Source organism: Halocynthiibacter sp. C4, from assembly GCF_028823805.1.
In the GTDB taxonomy this organism is placed as follows: domain Bacteria; phylum Pseudomonadota; class Alphaproteobacteria; order Rhodobacterales; family Rhodobacteraceae; genus Falsihalocynthiibacter; species Falsihalocynthiibacter halioticoli.
In genome coordinates this window covers 879,153-905,077 of the sequence record NZ_JAPEIE010000002.1, presented here as the reverse complement: position 1 = coordinate 905,077, position 25,925 = coordinate 879,153, and the positions used below count along the sequence as shown (strand labels likewise).

Annotated in this window: 26 protein-coding genes; 11 read left to right on the top strand and 15 right to left on the bottom strand. The window is 55.0% G+C overall.

Annotated features, from left to right (window positions below; translation table 11 throughout):
- The first annotated feature begins 2 nt into the window (after positions 1–2).
- Both rhaM and OU789_RS11610 read left to right on the top strand, forming a co-directional pair.
- Complete coding sequence (gene rhaM / locus OU789_RS11615) at positions 3–317, top strand: L-rhamnose mutarotase (RefSeq protein WP_263952305.1); 315 nt, start codon at positions 3–5, stop codon at positions 315–317.
- Complete coding sequence (locus tag OU789_RS11610) at positions 314–1,696, top strand: FGGY-family carbohydrate kinase (RefSeq protein WP_274655751.1); 1,383 nt, start codon at positions 314–316, stop codon at positions 1,694–1,696. Before rhaM ends, OU789_RS11610 begins: the two co-directional genes overlap by 4 nt.
- Here OU789_RS11610 and OU789_RS11605 read toward each other — a convergent pair.
- Positions 1,693–2,718: a hypothetical protein gene (locus OU789_RS11605; RefSeq protein WP_274655750.1), complete on the bottom strand. Its 1,026-nt coding sequence runs from the start codon at positions 2,716–2,718 to the stop codon at positions 1,693–1,695. The two genes, OU789_RS11610 and OU789_RS11605, sit on opposite strands and share 4 nt — an antisense overlap.
- 85 nt (positions 2,719–2,803) lie before the next feature.
- Positions 2,804–3,481: a GntR family transcriptional regulator gene (locus tag OU789_RS11600; protein WP_274655749.1), complete on the bottom strand. Its 678-nt coding sequence runs from the start codon at positions 3,479–3,481 to the stop codon at positions 2,804–2,806.
- Between the two features lie 153 nt (positions 3,482–3,634).
- Here OU789_RS11600 and OU789_RS11595 point away from each other — a divergent pair, with 153 nt between their 5' ends.
- Positions 3,635–4,651, top strand: coding sequence for an Ldh family oxidoreductase (locus OU789_RS11595; RefSeq protein WP_274655748.1), 1,017 nt, complete (start codon positions 3,635–3,637; stop codon positions 4,649–4,651).
- 1 nt (position 4,652) lies between these two features.
- Here the strand turns inward: OU789_RS11595 and OU789_RS11590 are convergent, their stop codons facing one another.
- From OU789_RS11590 to OU789_RS11555, 8 genes are all read right to left on the bottom strand, one after another.
- The gene (locus OU789_RS11590; RefSeq protein ID WP_274655747.1) at positions 4,653–5,678 is read right to left on the bottom strand and encodes a trans-3-hydroxy-L-proline dehydratase; all 1,026 of its coding nucleotides are present in this window, start codon (positions 5,676–5,678) and stop codon (positions 4,653–4,655) included.
- A 23-nt stretch (positions 5,679–5,701) separates the two neighbouring features.
- Positions 5,702–6,940 carry an NAD(P)/FAD-dependent oxidoreductase gene (locus OU789_RS11585; RefSeq protein ID WP_274655746.1) on the bottom strand — a complete coding sequence of 413 codons (1,239 nt, stop codon included), beginning with the start codon at positions 6,938–6,940 and terminating at the stop codon, positions 5,702–5,704.
- Between the two features lie 24 nt (positions 6,941–6,964).
- The gene (locus OU789_RS11580; RefSeq protein WP_274655745.1) at positions 6,965–7,921 is read right to left on the bottom strand and encodes a 4-hydroxyproline epimerase; all 957 of its coding nucleotides are present in this window, start codon (positions 7,919–7,921) and stop codon (positions 6,965–6,967) included.
- Positions 7,909–8,871 carry a dihydrodipicolinate synthase family protein gene (locus OU789_RS11575; protein ID WP_274655744.1) on the bottom strand — a complete coding sequence of 321 codons (963 nt, stop codon included), beginning with the start codon at positions 8,869–8,871 and terminating at the stop codon, positions 7,909–7,911. Before OU789_RS11575 ends, OU789_RS11580 begins: the two co-directional genes overlap by 13 nt.
- 30 nt (positions 8,872–8,901) lie before the next feature.
- The gene (locus OU789_RS11570) at positions 8,902–9,624 is read right to left on the bottom strand and encodes an amino acid ABC transporter ATP-binding protein (protein ID WP_274655743.1); all 723 of its coding nucleotides are present in this window, start codon (positions 9,622–9,624) and stop codon (positions 8,902–8,904) included.
- Entirely contained in the window at positions 9,621–10,283 is a 663-nt protein-coding gene (locus tag OU789_RS11565; protein ID WP_263952315.1) for an amino acid ABC transporter permease, read from the bottom strand. The genes OU789_RS11570 and OU789_RS11565 overlap by 4 nt, the downstream gene beginning before the upstream one ends.
- A 9-nt stretch (positions 10,284–10,292) precedes the next feature.
- The gene (locus OU789_RS11560) at positions 10,293–10,955 is read right to left on the bottom strand and encodes an amino acid ABC transporter permease (protein WP_263952316.1); all 663 of its coding nucleotides are present in this window, start codon (positions 10,953–10,955) and stop codon (positions 10,293–10,295) included.
- 62 nt (positions 10,956–11,017) lie between these two features.
- A complete protein-coding gene (locus tag OU789_RS11555; RefSeq protein ID WP_263952317.1) occupies positions 11,018–11,818 on the bottom strand; it encodes a transporter substrate-binding domain-containing protein in 801 nt (266 codons plus the stop codon).
- Positions 11,819–12,429: 611 nt separating this feature from the next.
- Here OU789_RS11555 and OU789_RS11550 point away from each other — a divergent pair.
- The 6 genes from OU789_RS11550 to OU789_RS11525 all read left to right on the top strand — a co-directional run bounded on the left by OU789_RS11550 (position 12,430) and on the right by OU789_RS11525 (position 19,039).
- Positions 12,430–14,013 (top strand): ABC transporter substrate-binding protein, encoded by a 1,584-nt coding sequence (locus OU789_RS11550; RefSeq protein WP_263952318.1) that lies wholly within the window; start codon positions 12,430–12,432, stop codon positions 14,011–14,013.
- 78 nt (positions 14,014–14,091) lie between these two features.
- On the top strand, positions 14,092–15,186 hold the full coding sequence (locus OU789_RS11545; protein ID WP_274655742.1) for a M24 family metallopeptidase: 1,095 nt from the start codon (positions 14,092–14,094) through the stop codon (positions 15,184–15,186).
- Positions 15,186–16,196 (top strand): ABC transporter permease subunit, encoded by a 1,011-nt coding sequence (locus OU789_RS11540; protein WP_263952320.1) that lies wholly within the window; start codon positions 15,186–15,188, stop codon positions 16,194–16,196. Before OU789_RS11545 ends, OU789_RS11540 begins: the two co-directional genes overlap by 1 nt.
- Complete coding sequence (locus OU789_RS11535; RefSeq protein ID WP_263952321.1) at positions 16,193–17,107, top strand: ABC transporter permease subunit; 915 nt, start codon at positions 16,193–16,195, stop codon at positions 17,105–17,107. The genes OU789_RS11540 and OU789_RS11535 overlap by 4 nt, the downstream gene beginning before the upstream one ends.
- Before the next feature lie 4 nt (positions 17,108–17,111).
- Positions 17,112–18,089 (top strand): ABC transporter ATP-binding protein, encoded by a 978-nt coding sequence (locus tag OU789_RS11530; RefSeq protein WP_263952322.1) that lies wholly within the window; start codon positions 17,112–17,114, stop codon positions 18,087–18,089.
- Entirely contained in the window at positions 18,086–19,039 is a 954-nt protein-coding gene (locus OU789_RS11525; RefSeq protein WP_263952323.1) for an ABC transporter ATP-binding protein, read from the top strand. Before OU789_RS11530 ends, OU789_RS11525 begins: the two co-directional genes overlap by 4 nt.
- Positions 19,040–19,138: 99 nt before the next feature.
- Here OU789_RS11525 and OU789_RS11520 read toward each other — a convergent pair whose 3' ends face one another.
- The 5 genes from OU789_RS11520 to OU789_RS11500 form a co-directional block, all read right to left on the bottom strand.
- Positions 19,139–19,351 carry a hypothetical protein gene (locus OU789_RS11520; RefSeq protein WP_274655741.1) on the bottom strand — a complete coding sequence of 71 codons (213 nt, stop codon included), beginning with the start codon at positions 19,349–19,351 and terminating at the stop codon, positions 19,139–19,141.
- A 152-nt stretch (positions 19,352–19,503) separates the two neighbouring features.
- On the bottom strand, positions 19,504–20,613 hold the full coding sequence (locus OU789_RS11515) for a fumarylacetoacetate hydrolase family protein (protein WP_274655740.1): 1,110 nt from the start codon (positions 20,611–20,613) through the stop codon (positions 19,504–19,506).
- On the bottom strand, positions 20,610–21,446 hold the full coding sequence (locus OU789_RS11510) for an amidohydrolase family protein (protein ID WP_274655739.1): 837 nt from the start codon (positions 21,444–21,446) through the stop codon (positions 20,610–20,612). Before OU789_RS11510 ends, OU789_RS11515 begins: the two co-directional genes overlap by 4 nt.
- A gap of 2 nt (positions 21,447–21,448) precedes the next feature.
- The gene (locus OU789_RS11505; RefSeq protein ID WP_274655738.1) at positions 21,449–22,471 is read right to left on the bottom strand and encodes an aldo/keto reductase; all 1,023 of its coding nucleotides are present in this window, start codon (positions 22,469–22,471) and stop codon (positions 21,449–21,451) included.
- The gene (locus tag OU789_RS11500; protein WP_274655737.1) at positions 22,468–23,277 is read right to left on the bottom strand and encodes an IclR family transcriptional regulator; all 810 of its coding nucleotides are present in this window, start codon (positions 23,275–23,277) and stop codon (positions 22,468–22,470) included. Before OU789_RS11500 ends, OU789_RS11505 begins: the two co-directional genes overlap by 4 nt.
- A gap of 212 nt (positions 23,278–23,489) precedes the next feature.
- Here OU789_RS11500 and OU789_RS11495 point away from each other — a divergent pair, with 212 nt between their 5' ends.
- Positions 23,490–24,584 (top strand): ABC transporter ATP-binding protein, encoded by a 1,095-nt coding sequence (locus OU789_RS11495; protein ID WP_274655736.1) that lies wholly within the window; start codon positions 23,490–23,492, stop codon positions 24,582–24,584.
- A 26-nt stretch (positions 24,585–24,610) separates the two neighbouring features.
- On the top strand, positions 24,611–25,879 hold the full coding sequence (locus OU789_RS11490; RefSeq protein WP_274655735.1) for an ABC transporter substrate-binding protein: 1,269 nt from the start codon (positions 24,611–24,613) through the stop codon (positions 25,877–25,879).
- Positions 25,880–25,925 lie beyond the last annotated feature (46 nt).

Below are 25,925 nucleotides of genomic sequence, written 5' to 3'. Positions count from 1 at the left end.
GCATGGAAAAAGTTGCTTTCTGCATGACCCTTCACGAGGGTAAACTCGACGAATATCGCCGGCGCCATGACGAAATCTGGCCAGAGTTGGTCGATCTTCTGAAAGACGCGGGTATCGAGGACTATTCTATTCACTATCATCCACAAACGCGGCAGCTTTTCGGTGTCCTGTGGCGGAGCGGTGATCACGGGATGGACGATCTTCCCAATCACCCCGTTATGAAGAAATGGTGGGCGCATATGGCGGACATCATGGAAAGCAACCCTGACAACAGCCCCGTAGTTACGGATTTGGAAAAGGTCTTTCATCTGGCATGACACAGCCCCTCGCGCACCCCGAACATATCGCCGTTATCGATGTGGGCAAAACCAACGCGAAACTGGCGCTCGTTGATGGGCAAACCCTGAACGAGATAGCGGTCGTGACCCAGCCCAATACGGTTCTCGCAGGTCCGCCTTATCCGCATTTCGATCTTGAGCGTCATTGGAAGTTTTTCCTTGAGCAGCTCAAAGCCTTCCATGCTGAATACGGGATTGATGCGATCTCGATCACAACGCATGGGGCGTCGATTGTTCTGCTCGATGAAGCAGGTGATCTGGCAACGCCAATGCTGGATTATGAACACGATGGGCCGGATGGAGTGGCTGAGGAATACAACGCGCTGCGCCCGCCGTTTGCCGAGACTGGCTCTGCGCGACTGCCTGGCGGATTGAACGTCGGGGCGCAAATTCATTGGCTGTTTCACCAAGACCCAGCCTTAAAAGACCGCACCGCACATGTCATAACCTATCCGCAATATTGGGGGCAGCGGCTCACGGGGCGCTGGGCTTGTGATGTAACCTCGCTCGGGTGTCATACTGATCTCTGGAACCCGTGGACAGGCGAAGCTTCTGCGCTGGCGGAGCACCTTGGCATCGCCGACAAGATCGCGCCCGCACAAAAATCATCTGATATTCTTGGCCCTCTTTTGCCCGAAGTATCGGCGGCAACGGGCATTCCGCAAGACACGCCGGTTGCGTGTGGCATCCACGACAGCAACGCCTCTCTTGTGCCCCATCTGCGTAAACAGCAGGGGCAGTTCTGTGTGGTTTCAACAGGAACGTGGGTCGTGTGCCTTGCAATTGGTGGGTCGGCGCAAAACCTTGATCCTGAGCGGGATTCGTTGGTGAATGTGAATGCCTTTGGGTCTCCGGTTCCATCCGCACGGTTCATGGGAGGGCGCGAGTTCGAGCTCATCCGTGATGGGTCTGACGCGGTTCCAACGGATGCGGACCGCGATGCGGTTCATGACGCTGGTACGATGCTGCTTCCTGCAGTTGTTGATAACAGTGGCCCGTTTGCGGGCCGTACCGCCGAGTGGATCAACCCGCCCGAAACGGACGGCGCGCGCATTTATGCGTTGTCGCTCTATCTTGCGCTAATGACGCACACATGCCTTGAACTGGCTGGCGGCGCTGGACCGACGATCATCGAAGGGCCGTTCGCACGCAACCAAGACTATCTTGCGATGCTTTCTGTCTTGCGCAGCGGCGGGATTGAAACGGCATCCTCCGCAACAGGAACAAGCGTCGGTGCGGCGATGTTGTTGCCTGTTAAGGGCAGAACAAACACCGCTCCTGTGCAAAAGCCAAGCGGCGCTGCTCTTGATCGTTTGCAAACTTACGCCTCTGAATGGAAACGGCGCGTCGAGGGCTAGCTCGGCGAAACCGAAATGGAATACGCCGTGCGGAATGGTTCGGACGGCGTGAGGCGTTGCGAAGTAGGGCCGTGCTTGGCCAACGCGGAATCGGGGTTGCAGCTATGGCTGGGGCCAAGGTCAAAGACAGAGGCAACCGGCTCGATCCCAAGGGCATAGTGGCGGTTGTTCCACGGAGCGAAGCCGCGGCCTCCATTTGACATCCAAAGAAGACAGAACGGGTAATGCGCTGCGTTCCAGTTTAGGTCGACGGAATATTCCTCATCTGTATTGGCCAGCTTCGCAAACCCTTCAGTAACGGCAACCTGCACCAATTCCTCGGTTTGATAGGCGAAAGGCAGGGCGGTAATGTCGATTGCGTCACCATCTGCAGTGGGCATTGCGGTTAGGTCGGTTGAAACCCCGCCAGGCAAGAGTTTTGAAACATTCGGTTCAACCTCGGTTGGATAGATATGCCCGCTCTTTGCAGACGGAATATCAAGACGCGCCGCGCCGGGCATCCGCGGGAGTGCGAAAACGGGATGCAATCCGATTGGCAGGCTTGCTTCTTTTTTCATGTAGATTTCGAGCGTTATGTCTAAGGCGGCCTCGCCTTTGCGGCCCTCGATGCGACGAACAAGCTTTTCCACGGGATGATTAGATGGGTAGCTAACTTCAATTTCAACGCCAGTGCCGAAATGCTTGCGCAGGCTCCAGTCGACGTTTGAGGAAACACCGTGGGGGTCTTTGTGAAATTCGGTGTTTATGTCCGCTGCCGGTTCCCAGCCGTTTACAAGGTTATCTGGTGGCGTAGTCATTCCAAAAGGCACGCATGGCCACTCCCCCCGCAAACGCCGCAAAATTCCGGGCATATCCGCTGGAGCGTCGGGCTCATCGCCCCATGGCGCAATCGCGAAGGGCTGAACAATGCGCCCATCCGCCAGCGAGAACTTCACTGGGCCAAGCATACCACCAAGTGCCGCAACTTCGCCGCGCCCGCGATCCCATTCAAATGACCAGCTCTGGGCCTTAGAATTTACCATGTTGTATTTTGCCTCTTATGGATCGTGATCAAAATGGACCGCAGAGCGAACTTATCCTCTGTTGCGCGTTCATTCTGAAATTCGCTTATTCTTCTGCGGTGCGTTTTGCCTCGATCATTTCGAGGAGTTGGTCCTTGGTGCGCCCGATATGAGCAGAGAGGAGCGCGCAGCCCTCTTCAATTTGGCCATTTCGCGCGAATTCCAAAAGCTGCCGATGTTCGGCTTTTGCAGGTTCGCGCTGTTTCATCACGCTAAGGTGCAGGCGGATATAGCGGTCGGATTGAACGTTGATCCGGTCAAGCAATTCTGTTGTCAGGCCACGATCTGCTGCTGCATATAGCGCGGTGTGATAGGCGTGATTAAGCGTTCCCCAGCGAGCGACATCATCTTCGTCATACGAGGTTTCCATCTGGGTCAGGATTTGATCGCAATCGTCGAAATCCTCTTTTGTCATTGATGGGATCGCACGGCGAAACAGATCCACTTCGATCAGAATGCGCAAATCAAATATCTCGCCGATTTCTTCAAGAGAGTGTTTGGTAACGGTGCCGCCACGGTTATTGGCCCATTGAATCAAGCCTTCCGCATTCAGCCGCTTCAGCGCCTCGCGGATCGGCATGCGCGAAACGTCATACTCTTCGGCTAGGGCCTCTTGCCGGATCGGCTCGCCTTCTGCCATTTCCCCGCTTAGGATCCGTTCCCGAAGGTCGTTCGCAATCTGCTCCGGCAGGCTTTGCTTGGATACGGAGCGCTTTCCGGCCATTGGGTCTTCTCCCTCGTCTTGAATTTTGGATACAAATACCGCCTCAGCGCTGATTTTCCAACTGAAATGGCGACTTTTTTGCTGTTAAGGCGATTGCCTGTCGTTGCCGGATTATTGTATCCAGTATCCATAAATGCAAGGGCGGAGACACAAATGGCAGATACGGTTCGGATCAACCTGAATGATATTCGGGAAATTTCCACAGAAATTCTGGAGAAAGTCGGATACGGCCGCAACCATGCCTCGGCGATTGCGGATATGCTGTATACGTGCCAACTGGATGATTGTCAGTCGCACGGGCTGTTTCGTTTGTTCATGTGTCATGAAACAATGAAAGCCGGTAAAATAGACGGCAATGCAGAGCCTGTTTTAGCGGAGTCAGACAACGCAATCGTGCGGGTTGATGCGCGGGGCGCGATGTCTCTGCTCGCGGTCGAGAAGGCGATGCCGCACTTGATCACCAAAACGCAGAAATTTGGGATTGCGGCGATGGCCGTTAATAATTGCTTCCACTTTTCGGCGCTTTGGCCGGAAGTCGAACAGCTTTCAGCGGTTGGATTGGCGGGCATGTCTATGGTGCCGAGCCACTCTTGGGTTGCGCCGGCTGGCGGAACGCGCGGCACGCTTGGGACAAACCCGCTGGCGTTTTCGTGGCCGCGGTCTGGGAAGTCTCCTTTCACATTCGACTTCGCCACGAGCGCCTTTGCTCGCGGAGAGATCGAGCTTTACAAACGCGCGGGTAAGCCGCTTCCAGAGGGTGTCGCGGTAGACGCAAACGGAGCGCCAACAACAGACCCACAGGCGGCGCTTGATGGAGCGATGTTAACCTTTGGGAGCTACAAGGGCTCTGCCCTTTCGATCATGATCGAGCTGCTTGCGGGACCGTTGATCGACGATCTGACCAGCATGGAAAGCATGGAGTTTGCTGAGGGGAAGGGCGGCGCGCCTTATCATGGGCAAATCATTCTGGCGTTTGATCCAGAGCAATTCAGTGGCGGCAAAGCAGCAGCAAACGACGCGCGTGCAGAGCGACTTTTCGCGGATATCGTGGATCAGGGCGCGCGGCTCCCGTCGCAACGGCGGTTTGAAGCGCGTAAACGTAACCAAGAGCGCGGCTATGTCGAAGTGCCTGCCGCGTTGCTGGACGATTTGCGTAATCTAACTGCTTAGATCACGCGCCCCAAGTATCCGAGAGCTGATAGCCTTCGGGCCACGGATCGCTTGGGTCAAGCATGTGTTGGTGGGTGCCAGTAATCCAGCCGCGCCCGCAAATTTCCGGAACAATTGCGTCGCGGCCTCCGACTTTGGCGGGGCCCACAATTTGGCCCGTAAACCTTGAACCGATGATTGAGACGGCCTCGAAAGTCTGCCCTTGCTGCAGTTGCCCTTTTGCCGCCATCAGTGCCATCCGCGCAGAAACGGCTGTTCCTGTTGGGGATCGATCGACTTTGCCTGGTTGGATTGCAACGGCAGATTTTCCGGTTAATCCAGTTTCTGTTTTGCTAACAGGGCCGCAGAACGCGCAGAAAGAGATGTGATCCCAATCCGAGTTTTCGGGGTGGGTGAAGCCAAGTTGTTCGTTGGCGGCATCGGTGATTTTGACGCCCAGTTTTGCAATCTCCTTCGCCTCTCTTTCGACGATCTCAAAGCCAAGCGCCTCCGCGTTCACAACAACAAAGCTGTCTCCGCCATAGGCCGTATCGACGGTGATTGTACCAAGTCCGTCAACTTCAAGCGGCACCTCGATTTTGTCGGCAAAGCTGGGGAGGTTTTGTACGAAAATGCGCTCGGCCTTGCCGTTCTTGCAGAGTGCGCGCACTCGAACCAGTCCGCCCGGTGCTTCGAGTGTTAGGTGGGTTTCGGGCTCTTGCATTGGGATTATCCCGCCATCAAGCAGCACCGTTGAAACGCAAATCGAATTCGAGCCGGACATTGGGGGTGTGTCTTCTGGCTCCATGATTATGAAGGCCGCGTCGGCGTCTGGATGTTTGGGTGGCACCAGTAGGTTCACATGGCGAAATACGCCACCACGCGGCTCGTTCAGAACGAAGTTGCGTAGAACTCCGTCATTGGCGATGAAGCTCCGTTGATTCCAGATCGTTTCACCTGGTGGTGGGGTAACGCCGCCAACAATAACGTCGCCAACTTCGCCTTCGGCATGGGCCGAAATCACATGAATTGTCTTGCTGCTGCGCATTGCGGGGTCTTTCTTGGCGTGGATTAAAAGCGATTGGGCGCGAACGGCTCTAAAGAAATCTTGGAAGATTTGCGCTCAACCATATCGGCAATGAGTTCGGCTGTTCCCGCGGATTGGGTTAAGCCGAGATGCCCATGTCCGAAGGCGTAATGCACATTTGGTGTTTTTGGTGCGGTGCCAATGACGGGAAGGCTATCGGGCATAGAAGGGCGAAAACCCATCCACTGTTTGCCGCCCTCGGTATCTAGTGCGGGCATGAACTGTTTGGCTTTGTCCAGAAGGACTTCAGCGCGCTTATAGTTTGGCGCAAGTTTGAGGCCGCCGAGCTCCACAGCGCCACCAACGCGAATGCCTTCGCCGATCTTGCTTGCAACGAAGCCGTGGGCAGAGAACGTAATCTGCGTCTTTAGGTCAAACGCGCCAGCAGGAAGTGTTGTGTTGTAGCCGCGCTCGGTTTCAAGTGGCAAACGGTCTCCCAGCGTGCGGGTAAGGAAATGGGACCATGCGCCAGAGGCAATGACAACTTGCCTGGCCTGTAATTTCTCGCTCGAAGTTGTGAGGGAAACGCCTTCGCTGCTGTGCTCTACGGAGCGAACTTCTGCGCGCGCGATGCGACCGCCCGCGTTGATGAAGGCCTTTGCGAGATGCTCTGTCCAGAGCTTCGGATCCGTTACGCCGAGCCAATCTGGGGTGAATACCCCATGGGTAAAGCGCGGGCTTAGTCCCGGCTGGACTTCGGCAATCGCATCGGGGCTTTCAAGCTTGGTATAGGTGACGCCATGCGTGCTCCGCGCCTCCCAAACACGAAGTGCCGCGCGATATTCGGCTTCGCTTTCGTGCAGTTGCAGCTCGCCTTTGGGTAGGATGAAATCTGCGCCATTTGTGGTTTCAATTTGACGCTTCAACGCCTCGCGCGACAGGGCCATAAGGCTCGCGTGAGCCGAAACAGCCCTGTCGTACTGCCGCTTGTTGCTCGCCATAGCAAAGCGCCACATCCAAGGCGCGATCTTCGTGGCATAAGCGGGCGGTATAGAGAGCGGGCCAGTTGGATCAAGCAACCATTTGGGTGCCTTGAGCATGATACCGGGCGTGGCGAGGGGTTCAAAATCAGAGAATGCAAAGGCGCCTGCGTTACCTTGCGAGGCTTCCGCCGCAACACCTTCGCGATCTACGACGCAAACGTCAAAGCCACGTTGTCGAAGTTCAAGCGCGGCGGAGATACCGATTATCCCGGCGCCAATGACGATGATCTCGCTGTTCATAGCCTGCCTCTTTTTGCGGTCGCCTTAGCCGTCGATCGGATTGACCGGAGCCGATGGAATTCCGTTTTTGAATGGGTCTTTTACATCAAACAGTAAACGGGATTCTGCCATAACATATGCTTGCCCCGTCAGGCGGGGGATTACGCCGCCTGAGTTTCCCGCGGTATAGGAGAGCCGATACGCGCTGCCGATCACGCTTTCTTGGATGATCTCTTCTTCAGGCGCGAGCGCTTCATCAGCCGCTAAACAAGCCAGCCGCGCAGAGCTTCCTGTCCCACAAGGTGAGCGATCATATGTGTCGTCAGGGCAGAGTACGAAATTTCGGCTATGGATGGTCGGGTCGTCGGGTGTGTCCTGAAAGATCACATGATCAATCGGTTCGCCGTTCTCACCACCAATCCCCGCAGTAATGGCGGCGGTGCGTATGGCGATTGCGGTGTCAGTGAGGGCGCGAATATTCTCTGGATGAACGGGTAGGGGGGCCGGATCAACGATAAAGAACCAGTTGCCGCCATAGGCAACATCGCCAGTGATCGGGCCAAGTTCCGGAACATCAAGCGTTACATCCTTGTGAATACGGCGGCTCTCGATATTGGTCACAGTTACTGTATTCGGATCGGAAAGCTCCACTTCGACAATGCCAGCTGGGGTTTCAATTTTGTGGCGGCCAAGGCCGATCCGCCCGAGATGCGCAAGCGTTACCGTCAGGCCGATCGTGCCGTGACCACACATGCCAAGCACCGCGCCCGCGTCAAAATAGATTACGCCCGTCACGCAGCTTGGATCCACCGGCTCTACCACAAGAGCGCCAACCATTGCGGGCTGTCCGCGCGGTTCGCACATCACCGATTGATAAAATTCAGCATGATCGCGCGCCAAACGTTGCGCGCGCTCTGCAAGCGGCCCGTTCCCAAGGTCGGGGCCGTCATCCAGAATAACCCGTGTAGGTTCTCCGCCAGTATGGCTGTCTATGACATGCATTCAGCGATGACTCCGCCTTGCTTGGACCAATCGGCAAACCATGTGCGGAACAGAGTGTACTGCTGCTCGCAATAGTTGCGCTGGGCGTCAGTAAGTTCGTCAGTTTCGTTGAAGTGGAGACGGTATTCCTCTTCGCCATTCAGGACGAGCAAGTATTTGTAATACAGAACAAGGTCTGTTCCCTCGTCAAAACTGGCCAGAACGCCAAAGGCTTCTTCCAATTCACGGGCGCGCATACGAGCTTCGGCATGACCTGCAGCGGCTTTTTGTGAAAGCGCTGCGAGCAACAGAGCCTCTTTGGGCAGGGCGGTACCGATACCAGTAATCGAGCCGGTCGCGCCGCAGTTGACGAAGCCGTGATAAACCTCGGTATCAACGCCAACCATGAGCGTGACCTGATCGTCTTTGGAGGTGATATGCTCCGCCGCATAGCGCAGGTCGCTTTTGCCGCCGAATTCTTTGAAGCCGATGAGGTTTGGATGCTCCGCGCGCAGCGCAAGGAACAGGTCTGCGCGGGTGGCGAAGCCATAGACTGGGCTGTTGTAGATGATAGCGGGCACATCCGGCGCGGCTGTCAGGATTGCTTTGAAGTGATTGCGCTGCGCGTCAATCGAGGAACCGCGCGACAGCACGCGAGGAATGACCATAAGGCCAACAGCACCAACCTTTTGGGCGTGGGCAGCATGGGCAACTGCGGACTTCGAATTGATCGCGCCCGTACCGACAACAACGGGGACGCCAGCCTTTACCAGCCGCTCAACGCCTTCCATGCGCTCTTCGTCGGTAAGAAGGGGCCAGTCCCCCATGGAGCCGCAATAGACAACCGCGGACATGCCCGCGTCGATCATCTCTTTTCCTTTGCGCACGAGGGCGTCGTAATCAGGCGTGCGGTCAGCTTTGCATGGGGTCATGAGGGCCGGCATCGTGCCAGTGAAGATATTTTTGGTCATGGTCTTTCTTTCTATTCGGCCAGTACGTTTCTAGCGAACATTGGCGAGGAATTTGCGGGTGTGTTCGGATTGGGCGTTGCTGAATATCTGTTCCGGCGGTCCGATCTCTTCCATCACACCTTGATGGAAAAAGGCGACCCGATCCGATACGTCGCGGGCAAAGCCCATTTCATGTGTGACGCAAATCATGGTCATCCCTTCTTCGGCAAGCATACGCATGGTTTCAAGCACCTCGCCCACAAGCTCAGGGTCCAGCGCGGAGGTTGCCTCATCAAATAGCATGTATTCAGGCTCCATCGCCAGAGCGCGCGCAATGGCGAGACGCTGCTGCTGCCCGCCGGAGAGGGCGGAGGGGTAGACGTCCAGCTTCTCGCCAAGGCCCACGTGTCTTAGCTGTTGGGCCGCGATCTCGCGCGCTTCGGCCTTGGATTTGCCTTTCACGATCTTGGGGGCAAGGGCGACATTTTCCAGCGCGGTGAGGTGCGGAAAGCTGTTCCATTGCTGAAATACCATCCCAAGGCGCTGCCGTAATTTGTTGATATCCGTGCCTTTGGCGTGGACATCGGTGCCGTCAACGACAACACGGCCTTGCTGTACGGGCTCAAGCCCATTGATGCAGTAAAGCAGCGTTGATTTCCCAGAGCCAGACGCCCCGATCACAGAGAGGACTTCGCCCTTTTCGACGTTGAGGTCGATACCTTTGAGCACGTGCAAAGTGCCGAAGTACTTGTGCAAATCATGGATTTCGATCATTGGGCCCACTTTCTTTCAAGCGACGCGGCATAGCGCGAAATTGGATAGCTGAGCGCGAAATAGAAGGCGCCCGCAATTGTAAGGATCAGGAAGGGTTCCTGTGTTCGGGTGATCAGAATTTGGCTGGCCTTGAGCAGTTCGACATAGCCAAGAACCGAGACAAGCGCGCTGTCTTTCATGACCCCAAGTGCCACGCCAACCCAAGCTGGGAAAACCGCGCGGCCGCCAATCGGAAACACCACGTAGCGCAGGTCTTGCCAATAGGTCATGCCAAGGCTGCGGGCAGCGCGGCGCATCGGTGTCTCGACCGCCTCGATCCCGCCGCGTGCCACATTGGCCACCAAAGACGCGGTATAGATCGTGAGGATCACCACGCCGGATGCAAAAGGATCAAGGTTCAGCCCGACAATTGGTGCGAAGTTATAAAACAACACCAGTTGGATAATGAGCGGTACAGAGCGGAAAATATCCAGCACCGGAGCGACCGTTAAAGTGGCCGCAAGCTTGCCTTCATAGAGCACCCAGCCAAAGAGCACGCCGAGCGCGGTTCCGATTGTGATGGACAAAACCGATATCCACAGAGTCCGGAGCGCCGCTTCGCCAAGAAACAGAAGATCGTTCGGGGTAAACCCGCTGAAGAAGCTAATTGTTGGTTCCATGACAGCCCCCTAGTACCGAAAGAGCCGTGTGGCCAAGAGGCGCGAGGCGATGAGGATGAGCTTGACGATCACGTAGTAGATGACCGCCGTGACGGCGAAGTATTCAAAAATGCGGAACGTCCGACTGGCAAAAAACTGCGTCTCACCAGAGAGTTCGCGAAAGCCAACAAGCATTCCGAGGGATGACATAAGTACCGCCCAGACCATCTGATTGGTGATCGGGTGATAAACGATGCGAAAGACCTGTGGGATAACAATGCGGGTATAGGCCTGCCATGCGGTCATACCGAGGCTGCGGGATGCGCGGAGCTGGGTGTCAGGCACCGCGTTAAACCCGCCACGGAAATTTTCGGCCAGATAGCCTGCGCAGTTAAAAGTTAGCCCCGCAAGCACGATCATGTAAGGCGAGAGGTGAAGGCCAAATGCGCCGAGACCAAACCCGAAGAAGAAGAGCTGAAACAGCGCGGGGGTGTTGCGGGCAAGCTCGACCCAACAACTGGCGAGCCAGCGAATGGGCCCCTTCATATGCATGCGAATAAGCGCAAGGCAGAGCCCGATGATGATGCCTAGAACCATTGCCAATACAGCCACCTGTAGCGTCAGGAATGCTGCGTCAAGCAGGTCAGGCAGGCTCTTCATAACGGGCCGCCAATGGAAGTTGTAATCAAACATAATTTCGGTTTCCGTTGCTCCTGCCCTCAGTCTGGGCAGGAGCGTTTCCGTGAGTGGCGGGCTTAGTACATCACGCCTGGGATGCGGAGTTCAGGTGCGTCACCACCAACATATTTCCCCCACAGTTCGTCGTAGCGACCAGAGCGAACCTGATGGGTGACGAATAGGTTGAGATAGTTGAGCCAGGTAACGTCTTCGCGTTTGCCAACGACCGAGGTGTAATCGGTGGTCCAAGGCATGCGTGGGCCAGCGACAACCGAGTCATATTGCTGGGTAATCGGGAGAATGGCGGTGTTTGTGGTGATGCCGATATCAGCCTTGCCTTGTGCGACAGCGAGGAACACTTCGTTCTCGGACTGATACCCCTGATAGTTCTTCTCTTCGCCCCACTCAGCCGCGATCTTGAGCCATTCCTGTTCAGGAACCGTACCAATAGCGGCGGCGACGCGTTTGCCGCGAATATCCTCAAAGCTTTCGATGCCGCTGTCTTTGTTTACGACGCCTTGCGCATAGTAAATCGCGTAAGGAATGGTAAAGCCGACGGTACGGGCGCGGGCGAGGCTGTCAGAGGTTGCGCCAAAAACAACATCAGCGCGACCGGTCACAATAACGGGCAGGCGCTCGGCCCATGTCACAGGGAGAACCTCAGCTTCGACCTCAAGAGCCTCGGCCAGATCGTTACAATAATCCACGTCGAAACCCGCGGGTTCGTTGTTGGCGTCGCGGTATCCGATAGGCGGGAAATCGAGGACCACACCGCATCGCAGCGTGCCGCGATCTACGACGTCATCCAGAGTGTCAGCGAGGGCAGGGCCCGTCGAAAGCGTTGCGATGGCCGCGATTGCGGCAAGTTTTTTATACATTGAGAACTCCCTAATTTTTGTTGTGGAAATTCTAATAGTGCAGATTGTATCCAAAATCCAATATAAAATTTACGGCGAAGCCAAGAAAGAGGAATTGCAAACGCTTTTCTGTCCTTAACTTGTTGTGAAATAGAGGTTTTGTGATTTTGCAGGGCGATATGCTGCTTGCTTTCGAGTGCACTTGGCGAACCAAAGGGGAGTGGTCGTAACGCCCCGAATCTGCGCTTAAATGCCCGTCCGATTCTGTGGTTTTGCCCCCGGAAATTTACCCTACGTCAGGCCGGAATCGCTGTGATTTTTCGTCAACATATCTAATCTGCGGAATGAGATTTTGCGTTTCTGCGAATTGGCAGGAAAAAATTTTGATGGCATGCATCGGTTAACTCCCTATGAACAAAGGGACTTTTCACCTGCGTCAATCGAGCATGGTTTTTGGCTCTTGTTGGCCGAGTTGTGTTACCCTAGGAGTGCTTGACTGTAGATTCTGAATATGGATATTGTATCCAAAATCTAGAATTCAGACCCGCCCGTGCATTTTAACGTGACCGTTCGACGGGAGGGGCGCTCTGAAGCATCTGAAAAAAACGAACGGATCCATTTGGGAGATAATCATGAAATCAACCTTGACCATGGCTACCGCTGCATTGGCGCTTTCCGCGTCAACAGCATTCGCCAGCAATCTGGTTTACTGCTCGGAAGGTTCGCCTGAAGGTTTTGACCCTGCGCTGTTTACAGCGGGTACAACCTTTGATGCATCCTCGCACCCGATCTATAACCGCCTGCTGGAATTCGAAACCGGCACAACCAACGTTGTTCCTGGCCTTGCCGAAAGCGTAGAGGCGAGCGAAGACGGTCTGGAGTATACATTCAAACTCCGTAAGGGCGTTAAGTTCCACTCCAACGAAGACTTCACGCCAACACGTGACTTCAACGCAGATGACGTGATCTTCTCGTTCCAGCGTCAGGGCGATGAAAATCACCCATACAACAGCTACTCCGGCGGTACTTGGGAATACTACCAAGCGATGGGTATGCCAGATCTTGTAGAGTCCATCGAGAAAATCGACGACTACACAATCAAAGTTACCCTGACCAAGCCAGAAGCGCCGTTTGTTGCAAACCTCGCAATGGACTTTGCTTCGATCGTTTCGGCTGAATACGGTCAGGCAATGCTTGACGCTGGCACACCAGAAAAAATGAACACAGCGCCAATTGGTACTGGTCCGTTCAAATTCGTGGCTTACCAAAAAGACGCGGTTATCCGTTATGCGGCGAATGCCGAGTACTGGAAAGAGCCTGCTGATGTTGAAAACCTGATCTTCGCGATCACACCGGATGCCTCTGTTCGTTACCAGAAGCTGAAGGCTGGCGAATGCCACATCATGCCATATCCGAACCCAGCTGACATCGAAGCGATGCAAGCAGATGGCGACATCACCATGATGGAGCAAGAGGGTCTGAACGTTGGCTATTTGGCTTACAACACAACAATGGCTCCGTTTGACAATCCGAAGGTCCGCAAGGCCCTGAACATGGCGATTGACAAAAACGCGATCATCGACGTTGTTTTCCAAGGGTCCGGCGAAGTTGCTAAGAACCCGATCCCACCAACAATGTGGGGCTACAACGACGCAATCGTTGACGATGCTTACGATCCAGAAGCTGCAAAAGCGATGCTTGAAGCTGAAGGCGTAACTGATCTGAGCATGAAGGTTTGGGCGATGCCTGTTCAGCGTCCTTACAACCCGAACGCACGTCGTATGGCCGAGCTGATCCAAGAAGATTTCAGCAAGATCGGTGTTGATGTAGAGATCGTATCCTACGAGTGGGGCGAGTATCTTGACCGCTCCAAAGACCTCAACCGTGACGGCGCTGTTCTTCTCGGCTGGACTGGTGACAACGGCGATCCTGACAACTTCCTCGCAGTTCTTTTGGGCTGTGACGGTGTTGAAGCGTCCAACCGTGCACAGTGGTGCCACGAGCCATTCGAAGAGCTGATTCTCAAGGCCAAGCAGGTCACAGATCAGGCCGAGCGTGCTAAACTTTATGAAGAAGCACAGGTTATCTTCAAAGAGCAAGCTCCTTGGGCAACAATCGCTCACTCGGTTGTTTACATGCCAATGCGCAACGAAGTTAAAGGCTACAAAGTACACCCACTCGGTGGCCACATCTTCTATGGCGTAAGCGTAGAGTAATCACTCTCTTGAAATCGCCGGGGCCGCCCTTTCAAAGGCGCGGCTCCGGCTTTTGCTGTTTCTCGTTAAGAGGTTCCGATGTCGTCTTTGTCCGATTACCGTCAGGTTGCGCGCGACCTGTCTGTTGATGCGGTGGCCCTTGTGCCAGGACCGAATTTCAACCGCGCATTCAAAAAGCCATTCATGTCGCATGAGCGACCGTTTCTCGCAGTTATTCCGGCGAACGGCCCCGCGGCCGCGCTTGTTCCGAACCTAGAGTTGGGAAGCTGGGCGCTTGTCGGTTTTGAGGGCGAGGTTTTTGATTGGCGAGATCAGGATGGATATCACGCGGCGTTTTCCGCGTTGACCAAGCATCTCAACATTCGCTCCCTTGCCGTCGAAGGGCAGGTGATGCGGTTTTTCGTATCAGACGCTCTGAAAAAGGCGCAGCCGGATCTTGAGATCATTGACGGGGAAAAGGCAATCTCGGGCCTTCGAGTTATCAAAACCGAAGAAGATATCGCCGCGCTTCAGGTTGCGATTGATATCTCCGAACGCGCTTTGGCCCGCGTTCTCGAAGGCGTTGAAATCGGCCAAACAGAAAAACAAATTGAACAGGCGCTGGTGCAGGCCTTGTTTGCCGAAAGTGCAGACGATCAAGCCTTTACGCCGATTGTTGCCGCTGGTGATAACACCGCCCGCCCGCACGCAAAGGCCCGCACGGACTACCGCGTTAAGAAAGGTGATGCTCTGCTCTTTGACTTTGGAGCGCGCAAGAACGGATTTGCCGCCGACATCACCCGCACATTCTTCGTTGGGGACGTGAGCGATGAGGGGCGTGCAGTTTACGAAACTGTGCTTGCCGCCAACCTCAAGGGTTTTGACGTCACCAAGCCAGGCGTGACGGCGCATGACATTGATGATGCCGTGACCGGTGTGCTTGAGGCGTCGCCTTTTGCGGACCGTATCCGCACCAAAACAGGCCACGGTCTGGGTCGCGAGGTTCACGAGGCACCTTATATCATGCGCGGCAATACGGAGGTCATGCGCGAAGGCATGGTCTGGACCAACGAGCCTGGCCTCTATCAACTCGACAACTTTGGTGTTCGCATCGAGGATGACGTGCTTGTAACCGAAACCGGATGCAGGTCTCTGACCTCCTTCCCCAAAACTCTGACCATCGTGGGGCGCTAATGCTACGATTCTTACTGAGTAAATTGGCCACGTTCGTTCCGACGTTTATCGGCGTGACCCTTATTTCGTTTATGTTCATCAGGGTGCTTCCTGGCGATCCGATCATTGTTATGGCCGGTGAGCGCGGAATGACCGAAGAACGCTATCAGGAAATGGTCGTGAAGCTGGGCTTTGATAAGCCCGTGATCGAGCAATACTGGAGCTATCTGACGGGCGTGCTGCAAGGCGATCTTGGTGAATCGTTCATCACCAAAAAGCCAGTGTGGGACGAATTCTTTGCCCTATTCCCTGCTACGCTTGAGCTTTCGATCTGTGCGATGATCTTTGCGATTGTGCTCGGCCTTCCGGCGGGTGTTATCGCAGCTGTGAACCGCGGCAAATTCTTTGATCGTGCTCTAATGTCGTCTGCGCTCATCGGGTATTCGATGCCAATCTTCTGGTGGGCGTTGCTGCTTATTATCGTCTTCTCCGGCAACCTTGGCTGGACGCCGGTTTCCGGACGCATCAGCTTGATGTTCTTCTTTGACGATGTGACGGGCTTTATGCTGATCGACAGTTTGCTGTCCGGTCAGAAAGGCGCGTTTGCTTCGGCGGTGCATCATCTTGTGTTGCCAACCATTGTGCTTGGTACCATCCCGCTAGCGGTGATTGCGCGCCAAACGCGTTCAGCCATGCTTGAGGTTCTCGGCGAGGATTACATCCGGACCGCCCGCGCAAAGGGCCTCGCGCCTGCGCGGATTAACGGCCTTCACGCGCTGCGCAATGCGTTGATCCCCGTTGTTACAGTGATCGGCCTGAGTGTTGGTACGCTGCTTGCTGGCGCTATTCTTACCGAAACCATCTTTAGCTGGCCGGGTATTGGTAAGTGGATGGTAGATAGCATCTTCCGCCGCGACTACCCCGTTGTGCAAGGCGGCCTGTTGATGATCGCGGTCATTGTGATGATCGTAAACCTGACTGTTGATCTGCTCTATGGCGCGATCAACCCTAAAATCCGGAGGCGGTCATGACAGATCAAGTGGCCAACACCACCGAACCCGCGGAGGTCAAGGAGATTCGTCCGAGTGCCCTGCGTGAATTCTGGTACTATTTCAGCGAAAACCGCGGTGCTGTTATCGGCATGTGGGTGTTTCTTGGGTTTGCATTTTTGGCGGTCTTTGGCCCGCTGATCGCACCCTATGACCCGACAGAGCAGTTCCGTGACCATATCCTGCAACCGCCGTTTTGGCAGGAGGGCGGAAGCTGGGCGTTCCCGCTTGGAACTGACCCGCTTGGCCGTGATATGCTTTCGCGGCTCATCAACGGAGCGCGCTATTCCTTCTTTGTTGGGATCGTCGTTGTGTCTGTTGCGGCGTCGGGTGGGATTATCATCGGTCTGCTCTCGGGCTTTGCGCCCAAGATCATCGATACCATCATCATGCGTGTGATGGACATTATCCTCGCTTTCCCGTCGCTCCTTCTTGCGCTTGTGCTGGTGGCGATCCTTGGGCCGTCGCTGACCAATGCGATGATCGCGATTGCGATTGTGTTTCAGCCTCACTATGTGCGCCTAACGCGGGCGTCTGTTTTGGCAGAGCGGCAAAAGGACTACGTGACCTCCGCGCGTGTTGCTGGGGCCGGAAAATCGCGGCTGATGTTCATAACCGTGCTTCCGAACTGTCTCGCACCAATTATTGTTCAGGGCGCGCTTAGCTTCTCGACAGCGATCCTTGATGCGGCGGCGCTTGGTTTCCTTGGAATGGGTGCGCAACCGCCTACACCAGAGTGGGGCACTATGCTCGCTGAAGCACGTGAATTCATCCTGAGGGCGTGGTGGGTTGTGACCTTCCCGGGCCTTGCAATTCTCGTCACTGTTCTGGCGATCAACCTGATGGGCGACGGCTTGCGCGACGCTCTTGATCCGAAACTCAAGCGGAGCTGATGATATGAGCCTGCTGAAAATCCGAAACCTCTCGGTCGATTTCGCAACGGCCTCTGGCCAGTTCCGCGCGGTTGATAGCGTTGATATGACCGTCGAGAAGGGCGAAGTCATGGCAATTGTTGGCGAAAGCGGCTCGGGCAAATCCGTGTCTATGCTGGCGCTTATGGGCCTCTTGCCGTGGACTGCAACAATCACCGCGGACGAGTTGAGCTTCGAGGGCATTGATCTTCGTAGCATCACCCCGCGTGCGCGGCGCAAGATTATCGGCAAAGACCTTGCCATGATCTTTCAGGAGCCAATGTCCTCGCTCAACCCTTGTTTCACAGTTGGTTTCCAGATCAAGGAAGCACTGCGGTTGCATATGGGGCTAAACCGTGCGGATCGTCACAAACGCGCAATTGAGCTGTTTGAGCATGTGGGGATCCCCGCGCCGGAAAGCCGTTTGAATGTGTACCCGCACCAGATGTCTGGCGGGATGAACCAGCGTGTTATGATTGCGATGGCGATCGCCTGTAAGCCCAAACTCCTGATCGCGGACGAGCCGACAACAGCGCTCGACGTGACTATTCAGGCGCAAATTCTTGATCTGCTGGTTTCCCTTCGTGACGAAACGGGGATGGGCCTTGTGCTGATCACGCATGACATGGGTGTTGTGGCTGAAACCGCCGAGCGCGTGAGCGTGCAATACGCGGGCCAACGGGCCGAGGAACAGCCAGTTCGCGACCTGTTTGAGCATCCGTATCACCCTTACACATCTGCGCTGTTGAACGCGCTTCCGGAACGGGCAACGAGCAAGCTTCTGCCAACCATTCCCGGCGTTGTTCCAGGACAATTTGATCGGCCCAAAGGATGTTTGTTCGCGCCACGTTGCGCTTACGCTCAAGAGAAGTGTCACACAACGCCACCTGTCCCAAGTGGTGACGAGTTTGGCCGTGCGCTTTGCCACTTCCCACTTGAAAAAGAACAAAGAGGTGTCTCATGAATGCTCCGATTGTAAAGGCAAAGGGGCTGGCCCGTCACTATGAAGTGGGCGGCGGACTTCTGAGTAAAGGCAAAATCGTGCGCGCGCTTTCGGGCGTTGATTTTGAACTTAGTCCTGGCAAAACTCTTGCGGTTGTGGGCGAGTCCGGCTGCGGTAAGTCCACGCTCGCGCGGCTCATTACGATGATTGAAGAGCCGACGGAAGGCACGCTTGAGATCGACGATAACAATGTGACGCCTGACAATTGGGCCTCGCTTCGAAGTTCGGTCCAGATCGTGTTTCAAGATCCATATGGCTCTCTCAACCCGCGTCAGAAAGTCGGTTACATCCTTCAGGAGCCTCTGATCATCAATCGTCCTGATATGTCCAAGCAGGAACGCGAAGCCAAGGCGCGGGAAATGATCGAATTGGTGGGGCTACGTGCGGAACATTACGACCGCTACCCGCATATGTTCTCCGGTGGACAGCGTCAGCGGATTTCGATCGCGCGCGCGCTGATGCTTGAGCCGCGCGTCGTTGTGCTCGACGAGCCTGTTTCCGCGCTCGACGTTTCCATCCAGAGCCAAATTCTTAACCTTCTGGTGGAACTGCAAGAGCGCCTTGGGTTGGCGTATCTGTTCATCTCGCACGACCTTTCGGTTGTGAAGCATTTCGCCGATGAGGTGATCGTGATGTATCTGGGGCGTGCTGTTGAGCGCGCAAGCAAAGAGGAAATCTTTGCCGCGCCAAAGCACCCTTATACCAAGGCCCTGCTCTCAACCACGCCGCGAGCCGATCCTACAGCCACGAAGGAGCGCATTAAGCTTGAAGGCGAATTGCCTTCCCCGCTTGATAACCTTCCCGGATGCGCATTCGCGCCGCGCTGTTGGAAAGCAACCGAGGAGTGCCGCACAGGCCGCCCCGCGCTTGAGGGCGATGCGCATGGCGTCGCCTGTTTCCATCCGGAATAAGATCTGAAAGAATAAGAAAGGGCCCCTGCGAAATTCACAGGGGCCCTTAGTGTATTCTTTGGGTCAGTTTTGCTTGTTCGAAAAGACGGGAACTGAAACTTACTTAAGAACAAGACCGCCTTTTGTTACGGCGTTGACCAAGCCTTTGCTGGCCTTGTCTGTCTTGCCTTTTCCGCCATTGTTTGTTCCGGCGGGTGGGCTCAGGCTATCAACTGTCCAAACAGTTTTGCCGGATTTAGTTTGAACTTCTGCAGCAGTGGCAGGGAGTGCAAGCGCGATGAGCGAAGCGGCGGTAAGTGCGATGATTTTCATAATATCCTCCAAAATGTGTTAACGAAGGTTAATACGCGGACGAATTCGCTATGGATCAAATCATCACGAAGCTGTGAACTCTGGACTGCTGCTAGCAGTGTTTTTTAGCGCGGGCGAAGTTAAATTGAACCCCGCCCACACCAATCTATGAGTTAAAGTAACCCGCGTCTTGCGAGGTTGGTCATGAGTGCGCGGGCGCCGAATGTCCACTCGGGGCATTCGGTCGAGAGTTTCACCGTGTTGGTGAGCGCTCCAAGATCATCACAAGAGATTGTCACGACGTCGCCGATTTTGTGGGTGAAACCACCACCGGGTGTGTCGCGGTCTTGGGTCGGAGCAAAGAGCGTGCCGAGGAACAGCATGAAGCCGTCGGGGTATTGGTGGTGCCGTCCGATTGTCTGTTTGACAAGATTTGCGGGATCGCGGCTGATCTGGTTCATCGAAGAATGGCCTTCGAGCAGGAAGCCATCCTCGCCCTCAACACGCAGGTCAACTTCGGCATTACGAACGTTGTCGAGCGTGAAGCTATCGTCAAAGAGGCGGATCATCGGGCCGATGGAGCAGGATGCGTTATTGTCCTTTGCCTTGGAAAGCAAGAGCGCGGAGCGACCTTCGACATCGCGCAGGTTCACGTCATTGCCGAGCGTTGCGCCTTTAATCTCGCCCCGAGAATTCACGGCAAGCACGACTTCTGGTTCCGGGTTGTTCCAGTTTGAGATGGGGTGTAGCCCGATATCTGCGCCATGGCCGACCGAGGAGAGGACCTGCGCCTTTGAAAACACTTCTGCGTCTGGGCCGATACCAACTTCGAGATACTGGCTCCACAACCCTTCGGCAATCAAGGCCTGCTTCACAGCTTCGGCTTCTTCCGATCCGGGCGTGATGTTTGAAAGGCTGTCGCCAATTCGCGCGCCGATCCGAGCGCGGATGTCTTGTGCTTTAGAAGCGTCGCCTGCGGCCTGCTCTTCGATCACGCGCTCAACCATAGAGCCGGCAAAGGTCACGCCGCATGCTTTGACAGATTGCAAATCGCAGGGTGCGAGCCATGAGTGATCGTCATCCAAAGAGCCAACTAGCGAGCCTTTGGCGGATTTCACATAGGCGGCAGCGTCCTGGCGTTCGAGAATATCACGCACGGTCGGGGCTTCTTTGCTGGTGATGTCAAAGAGTTGGCCGTCGCGAAGCGTCACGATGGCTGGGCCAATACCCGTGCGTTCGATTCGCCCGAGCCAAATACCGTCGGGAAGGGAGAGTTTTGTCATGATTTGTCCTTTAATTTGTAGGCGCGTTGGGCGTTGCCACCCATAATCGCGGCTCGCTCCTCTTCAGAGAGCGAGGCCAGAAACTGTTCTGTCATTCCGACCCATTCCTGATAGGTCGTGGCCAGCGTGCAGACCGGCCAGTCGCTTCCCCAGATGAGGCGCGATGGTCCGAATGTTTCGAGTAGGTGGTCCACAAAGGGCTTCACCGCTTCAAACGACCAACGATCATCGGACTCGGTGGCGAGGCCCGACAATTTACAATAGGCGGTGGTGTCGTTGGCGATCTTGGCCATGCCGTTGGCCCAACCGTCGAATTCCGCGTTGCGGATTTGCGGTTTAGAGGCGTGGTCGATCACACAAGTCAGTCCGCTGTGGCGCGTGAGAAGCGTGTGTAGGTTGTCGAGATGGATCGGGAAGGTCAGCGCGTCAAAGGCAAGATTGTGAGCCTGAAGCGCGTCAAACACAGATGTGAATTGCTCGTTTAGCATCCAGTCAGGGTCCGGAATGCTTTGGATCATCGGCCGAACACCTACAAGATGCGGGTCGCGGGCGAGTCTCCCAAGCGTAGCGATTGCGTCTTCGGCCTCAAAATCAATCCAGCCGACAATGCCGCTGATCAATTCGTGGGTTGCAGCCAACTCCAGAAGGTACTCTGTTTCGGCCACTGTTGGTGCAGCTTGAACTGCGATTGTTCCGTCTATTTTTGCTTTCTCAAGCATTGGTGCGAGATCGGCCGGAAGAAAATCCCGATAGATATCCGCCAACTCCGGCGTGAGCCAATCATAGTCGCCACGGGCGAGTGCCCAGAAATGCTGGTGTGCATCAATCCGCATATCTATCCCTTTTTGTATGGCGTTGAAGTGGGCGTTGGGGCTTGCTCGTGAAGCAAGCCTTGCGCACGGAGATCAGACCAGAATGCTTCTGGAATTTCGGTAAAGGCCCATTCGAGAGTCTGGTCGAGTTCAGCTGTATTGCGCAGGCCAGGGATTACGGACGCCACAAGTGGATGCGCGAGCGGGAACTGAAGCGCTGCTGCAGCGAGCGGGACGCCGTGGTCCTGTGCGGTGGCCTTTAGGCGCTTTACGCGGGCGACAATATCTTTAGGGGCCGCGCCATAATTCCATGTATCACCGCCAGCAAGAATGCCGGAGTTATATGGGCCACCGAGGATGATTGAGGTTTTCGCTTCCTCACATTCGGGAAGCAGATCGTCCAAAGAACCTTGTTCCAGAAGGGTGTAGCGACCCGCGAGGAGAAACGCATCCCAATCACCAATCTTGAGGCAATCGCGGCAGACCTTCGTTTCGTTCACACCGATGCCGATTGCTTTGATCTGACCGTTCTTGCGCAATTCGTCGAGCGCGCGATAACCGCCCTCTTCGAGGTCTTTGAAATGGCGAGCATTGTCTTCGCCGTGGGTCATTTCACCAATGTCATGCACCAACAACATATCGATCCGATCAAGACCAAGGCGCTGAAGGCTATCTTCGAACGAGCGCATAATGGCGTCATATCCATAGTCAAACACCTGATGGAAGGGCAGCGCATCAGGCCAGCCAAGCGCGCCTGCATCCGCAGGGAGACCTGGTTTCATAAGCCGCCCGACTTTGGTTGAGAGGATATAGTCTGTATCGCGAATGGCATCGCCGACCATACGTTCCGAGCGGCCAAAGCCGTAAAATGGCGCGGTATCGTAATAGCGATAGCCAACGTCACGTGTTCGGGCCATCATTTCACGTGCTGCGGTATTGTCGTTCGCTTGCAACAGACCACCAAGCGGAGCGCCGCCAAAACCGAGGACTGGCAAGCTGAGGGCGCCGCTGGCTAATGTGCGTTCAGGGAGAGAAAGTTTGGTCATTTGGTTTCCATTCCGGTTAAGTGTTCGCCACGGAAATAGGCGCTGAGTTCTTCAGCGATCTTTGAGATTTCGCGTGCGGCGTCTTTGCGCGAGGCGGCTTTGTGGCCGTCAACGCGCTCAAGATAAGGGCAGGTTAGGGCGGCAATAGCATTCCCCGATGGGTCGAATATCGGGTATGTCAGGTTGGTCACGCCATAGAGCGTTTCGGATTTCTTGTTATAGTGGCCGCGTCGTTTGACCTCTGCGACTTCGGTTAGGAACTTGTCGCGGTCGAGGGGCGGTTCGCCAGATACCGGCGCATGCCCGCTGATAAGCTCCTCGCGCTCGGCCTCGCTTCTGAAGGCCGCAAGAACACGACCTGCGCCCGAGTTCCAGAGCCCAAGCACAGCGCCGGTTCGAATCATCAAACCCCAATTGCCAGGTGCCTCTACAGAGAGAATCACAACGATCGCTGCGTCGTTCTCCATGACGATATGACAGGACTGGCGAATGCTGCGCGCGAACTGCCGCATAAGAGGCTGCGCAACCTCCAGAACACGCTCGATTGGTGCGTGCTGCTGGGCCGTGGAAAATAGCTTCAAGCTCAACGAATATTGGTCTTTTGCAACACGCGAGACATAGCCGCGGCGCACCAAAGTCGAGAGCATCCGGTAAATTTCGCCCTGTGATTTATCGAGCGATTTCGCGATTGCGGATTGCGTCATTCCGCTCTCGTGCGCGGCCAGCAACTCAATAATGTCCAACCCTTTCTCAAGGGCCGGAGCGCGATATTTTACTGGGTCTTCGAGCTTCTTTTGCTGGGCCATGTGCCTTCCTTTTGGCCGGACGGTAGAGGGGGCAGGATATTGGGTCAATACATAATGCAAATAAGAATTATCTATTCATATATGACGAAGCGACCTGTGCCTTGTTTTTGTTGAATAATCGAAAAAAATGTCGATTTCAACAAAAATGCATATTGCATACAGTAATCATTTATGGAAACCTAGCGAGCATCGAAACGACGGATGGAACGAACATGGCTCGAGTCAAAATTGATGCTCTGAGAAAAAGTTATGGCTCTGCACAGGTCATTCACGACATTGATCTTGATGTGCGTGACAAGGAGTTTGTGGCGCTTGTTGGTCCTTCGGGATGCGGCAAGTCGACGACCCTTCGTATGCTGGCCGGACTCGAAGATATTACGGGCGGGACCATCTCGATTGATGATCAAGTGATCAACGATCTTGACCCTGCGGACCGTGGTATCGCGATGGTGTTCCAATCCTACGCGCTTTATCCGCATATGTCGGTTGCCAAGAACATGTCGTTCGCGCTTCGGGTGGCAGGTAAGCCGAAAGCCGAGATTGATGCGCGCGTCAAAGAGGCTGCGCGTATTCTGCACCTTGAAGAATACCTTGATCGCCGCCCTGCGGATCTTTCGGGCGGTCAGCGCCAGCGCGTTGCGATGGGGCGTGCGATTGTGCGTCGTCCGGATGTATTCTTGTTTGACGAGCCGCTGTCCAACCTCGACGCCAAGCTGCGCACCCAGATGCGCACAGAGATTAAGCGCATTCACCAAGAGGTCGGCGCGACAACTGTTTACGTGACGCACGATCAGGTCGAGGCGATGACCTTGGCGGATCGTATTGTCATTATGCGTGGCGGACATATCGAACAGGCCGGTGCGCCTGACGAGGTGTATAACCACCCCGAATCTGAATTCGTGGCGTCCTTCATCGGCTCTCCGCCCATGAACCTCACGCCTGCTGAGGTTGCCGATGGCGGCCTTGTTCTTGAGGATGGCACCAAGCTCCCTGTCAATCTCGCGCGGTTCGAGGGCCTCTCTGCTGGTGACAAGGTGACATTCGGCCTGCGTCCCGATGACATTGTTCTAAGTGGGCACGGTATGGAAGTTAACGAGCCTTGGAACAGCAAGGGGACCGTCAACCTATCTGAACCTTTGGGGGGCGAGACGCTTGTATTCTTCCCCTTCGCCGGAAGCGAGTGGATCGCAAAAATGCTGAAACCACGAGCACTTAAGGTGGGCGAAGCTATCGACCTGCAATTCGACCTGTCGCGCTGTCACCTCTTTGACCGCGCCTCGGGCAAACGCATCAACAACACGAAATAACATCACGTTCAACGGAGGAGGAACTCATGATTAAGAACGGACTATACGCAACGGGCATCGCTATGTCTGCGTTGCTGGCCAATGTGGCCACTGCGGAAACAACAGTTGTTTTCCAAGGAATGGGCGCAGAGCGCGAAGCCTTTAACAAGGAAGCGATCCGCCTGTTCGAAGAGCAAAACCCAGACATCAAGATCGACTATAGCTGGGTTGCAAACGAGCCATATAAGACTGGCATCAAAGTGATGCTTGAGTCTAACTCTCCGCCCGATCTTTACTTTGTTTGGGCTGGTTCCTTTGCAAATGATTTCGTGGATAGCGGCGTTGCCGAGAATATCCTCGATAGCTATGAGCGTGGCGATGCTTGGGGCGAAGCGCCCGCAGGCGTTGTGGACCAGTTCCGCTATAAAGATGGTCTTTATGGCGCGCCTGGCCAGCTGTACACAAAGTACTTCTGGAAGAACGATGCGTTCTTTGAGGAAAACAATCTAACAGCTCCAGAAACAATCGACGAGCTGATTGGCATGTGTCACCAGATCCGCGAAATCGATCCGTTGATGACGCCCGTTTCTTTCGGTGCATCGGAAAGCTGGACGATCAACCACTACCTGACCATCTTGTTCCAGCGTCATGTTGATCTGGAGACGATGCAAGGTGACTGGCACCTGACCAACGACGAAGAAAACCTTTGGGCGCATCCGGGTTACCTGAACGCGTTGAAAGATTTCAAACGTTTGGAAACCGAAGGCTGCTTCAACGATGGTATCAACTCGGTTGATCCTGGCGTGTCTCGCACAATGTTCGCTACAGAGCTTGCGGCGATGACATTCTGCGGAAGCTGGTGCCCGCCGATCTTCAACTCCGAAGGGTTCGAAGGCAAATACTCTGCATTCCCGTTCCCGAAAGTTGAAGGCGGAGCAGGAGACCAAACTGGTGCGCTCGTTGGTGTTCAGGGGTATCAGGTCTCTGCAGCGACAGAAGAGCGTGAGGCGACTCTCAAGTTCCTCAGCTGGTTGCTGAGCCCAGAGATGCACGCCCTTCAGGCGCGTCTTGCAGGTCAGCTCTCTGCGAACGCAACAGCGCTCAAAGAAGGTGACCTTCCGAAAGAGTCGGTTGACCTGCTGAACCGTGTTGCTCAGGCAAACGTATCGGTGCCACCACTCAACACTATCGTTGAGACTTCGGTAAGCGATGTGATCCTCAAGTCGGGTCAGGATCTGGTTGCCGGAACGGTCACACCAGAAGAGTTCATGGAACGCGTGCGTACTCAGGCTTTGGAAGCAAAGTCGCGGATGTAATCGCGTAAACAGGCGGCGCAGTATCCCTTTATGCGCCGCCACTTAT

What these genes read in the sequence shown, in the direction of transcription:
- OU789_RS11610 (WP_274655751.1), top strand. Translation starts at nt 314, where the DNA reads ATGACACAGCCCCTCGCGCACCCCGAACATATCGCCGTTATCGATGTG.
- OU789_RS11515 (WP_274655740.1), bottom strand. Translation starts at nt 20,613, where the DNA reads ATGACAAAACTCTCCCTTCCCGACGGTATTTGGCTCGGGCGAATCGAA.
- OU789_RS11550 (WP_263952318.1), top strand. Translation starts at nt 12,430, where the DNA reads ATGAAATCAACCTTGACCATGGCTACCGCTGCATTGGCGCTTTCCGCG.
- OU789_RS11545 (WP_274655742.1), top strand. Translation starts at nt 14,092, where the DNA reads ATGTCGTCTTTGTCCGATTACCGTCAGGTTGCGCGCGACCTGTCTGTT.
- OU789_RS11590 (WP_274655747.1), bottom strand. Translation starts at nt 5,678, where the DNA reads ATGCGCAGCAGCAAGACAATTCATGTGATTTCGGCCCATGCCGAAGGC.
- OU789_RS11495 (WP_274655736.1), top strand. Translation starts at nt 23,490, where the DNA reads ATGGCTCGAGTCAAAATTGATGCTCTGAGAAAAAGTTATGGCTCTGCA.
- OU789_RS11540 (WP_263952320.1), top strand. Translation starts at nt 15,186, where the DNA reads ATGCTACGATTCTTACTGAGTAAATTGGCCACGTTCGTTCCGACGTTT.
- rhaM (WP_263952305.1), top strand. Translation starts at nt 3, where the DNA reads ATGGAAAAAGTTGCTTTCTGCATGACCCTTCACGAGGGTAAACTCGAC.
- OU789_RS11500 (WP_274655737.1), bottom strand. Translation starts at nt 23,277, where the DNA reads ATGGCCCAGCAAAAGAAGCTCGAAGACCCAGTAAAATATCGCGCTCCG.
- OU789_RS11525 (WP_263952323.1), top strand. Translation starts at nt 18,086, where the DNA reads ATGAATGCTCCGATTGTAAAGGCAAAGGGGCTGGCCCGTCACTATGAA.
- OU789_RS11490 (WP_274655735.1), top strand. Translation starts at nt 24,611, where the DNA reads ATGATTAAGAACGGACTATACGCAACGGGCATCGCTATGTCTGCGTTG.
- OU789_RS11570 (WP_274655743.1), bottom strand. Translation starts at nt 9,624, where the DNA reads ATGATCGAAATCCATGATTTGCACAAGTACTTCGGCACTTTGCACGTG.
- OU789_RS11555 (WP_263952317.1), bottom strand. Translation starts at nt 11,818, where the DNA reads ATGTATAAAAAACTTGCCGCAATCGCGGCCATCGCAACGCTTTCGACG.
- OU789_RS11530 (WP_263952322.1), top strand. Translation starts at nt 17,112, where the DNA reads ATGAGCCTGCTGAAAATCCGAAACCTCTCGGTCGATTTCGCAACGGCC.
- OU789_RS11585 (WP_274655746.1), bottom strand. Translation starts at nt 6,940, where the DNA reads ATGAACAGCGAGATCATCGTCATTGGCGCCGGGATAATCGGTATCTCC.
- OU789_RS11510 (WP_274655739.1), bottom strand. Translation starts at nt 21,446, where the DNA reads ATGCGGATTGATGCACACCAGCATTTCTGGGCACTCGCCCGTGGCGAC.
- OU789_RS11535 (WP_263952321.1), top strand. Translation starts at nt 16,193, where the DNA reads ATGACAGATCAAGTGGCCAACACCACCGAACCCGCGGAGGTCAAGGAG.
- OU789_RS11505 (WP_274655738.1), bottom strand. Translation starts at nt 22,471, where the DNA reads ATGACCAAACTTTCTCTCCCTGAACGCACATTAGCCAGCGGCGCCCTC.
- OU789_RS11565 (WP_263952315.1), bottom strand. Translation starts at nt 10,283, where the DNA reads ATGGAACCAACAATTAGCTTCTTCAGCGGGTTTACCCCGAACGATCTT.
- OU789_RS11560 (WP_263952316.1), bottom strand. Translation starts at nt 10,955, where the DNA reads ATGTTTGATTACAACTTCCATTGGCGGCCCGTTATGAAGAGCCTGCCT.
- OU789_RS11605 (WP_274655750.1), bottom strand. Translation starts at nt 2,718, where the DNA reads ATGGTAAATTCTAAGGCCCAGAGCTGGTCATTTGAATGGGATCGCGGG.
- OU789_RS11580 (WP_274655745.1), bottom strand. Translation starts at nt 7,921, where the DNA reads ATGCATGTCATAGACAGCCATACTGGCGGAGAACCTACACGGGTTATT.
- OU789_RS11595 (WP_274655748.1), top strand. Translation starts at nt 3,635, where the DNA reads ATGGCAGATACGGTTCGGATCAACCTGAATGATATTCGGGAAATTTCC.
- OU789_RS11600 (WP_274655749.1), bottom strand. Translation starts at nt 3,481, where the DNA reads ATGGCCGGAAAGCGCTCCGTATCCAAGCAAAGCCTGCCGGAGCAGATT.
- OU789_RS11520 (WP_274655741.1), bottom strand. Translation starts at nt 19,351, where the DNA reads ATGAAAATCATCGCACTTACCGCCGCTTCGCTCATCGCGCTTGCACTC.
- OU789_RS11575 (WP_274655744.1), bottom strand. Translation starts at nt 8,871, where the DNA reads ATGACCAAAAATATCTTCACTGGCACGATGCCGGCCCTCATGACCCCA.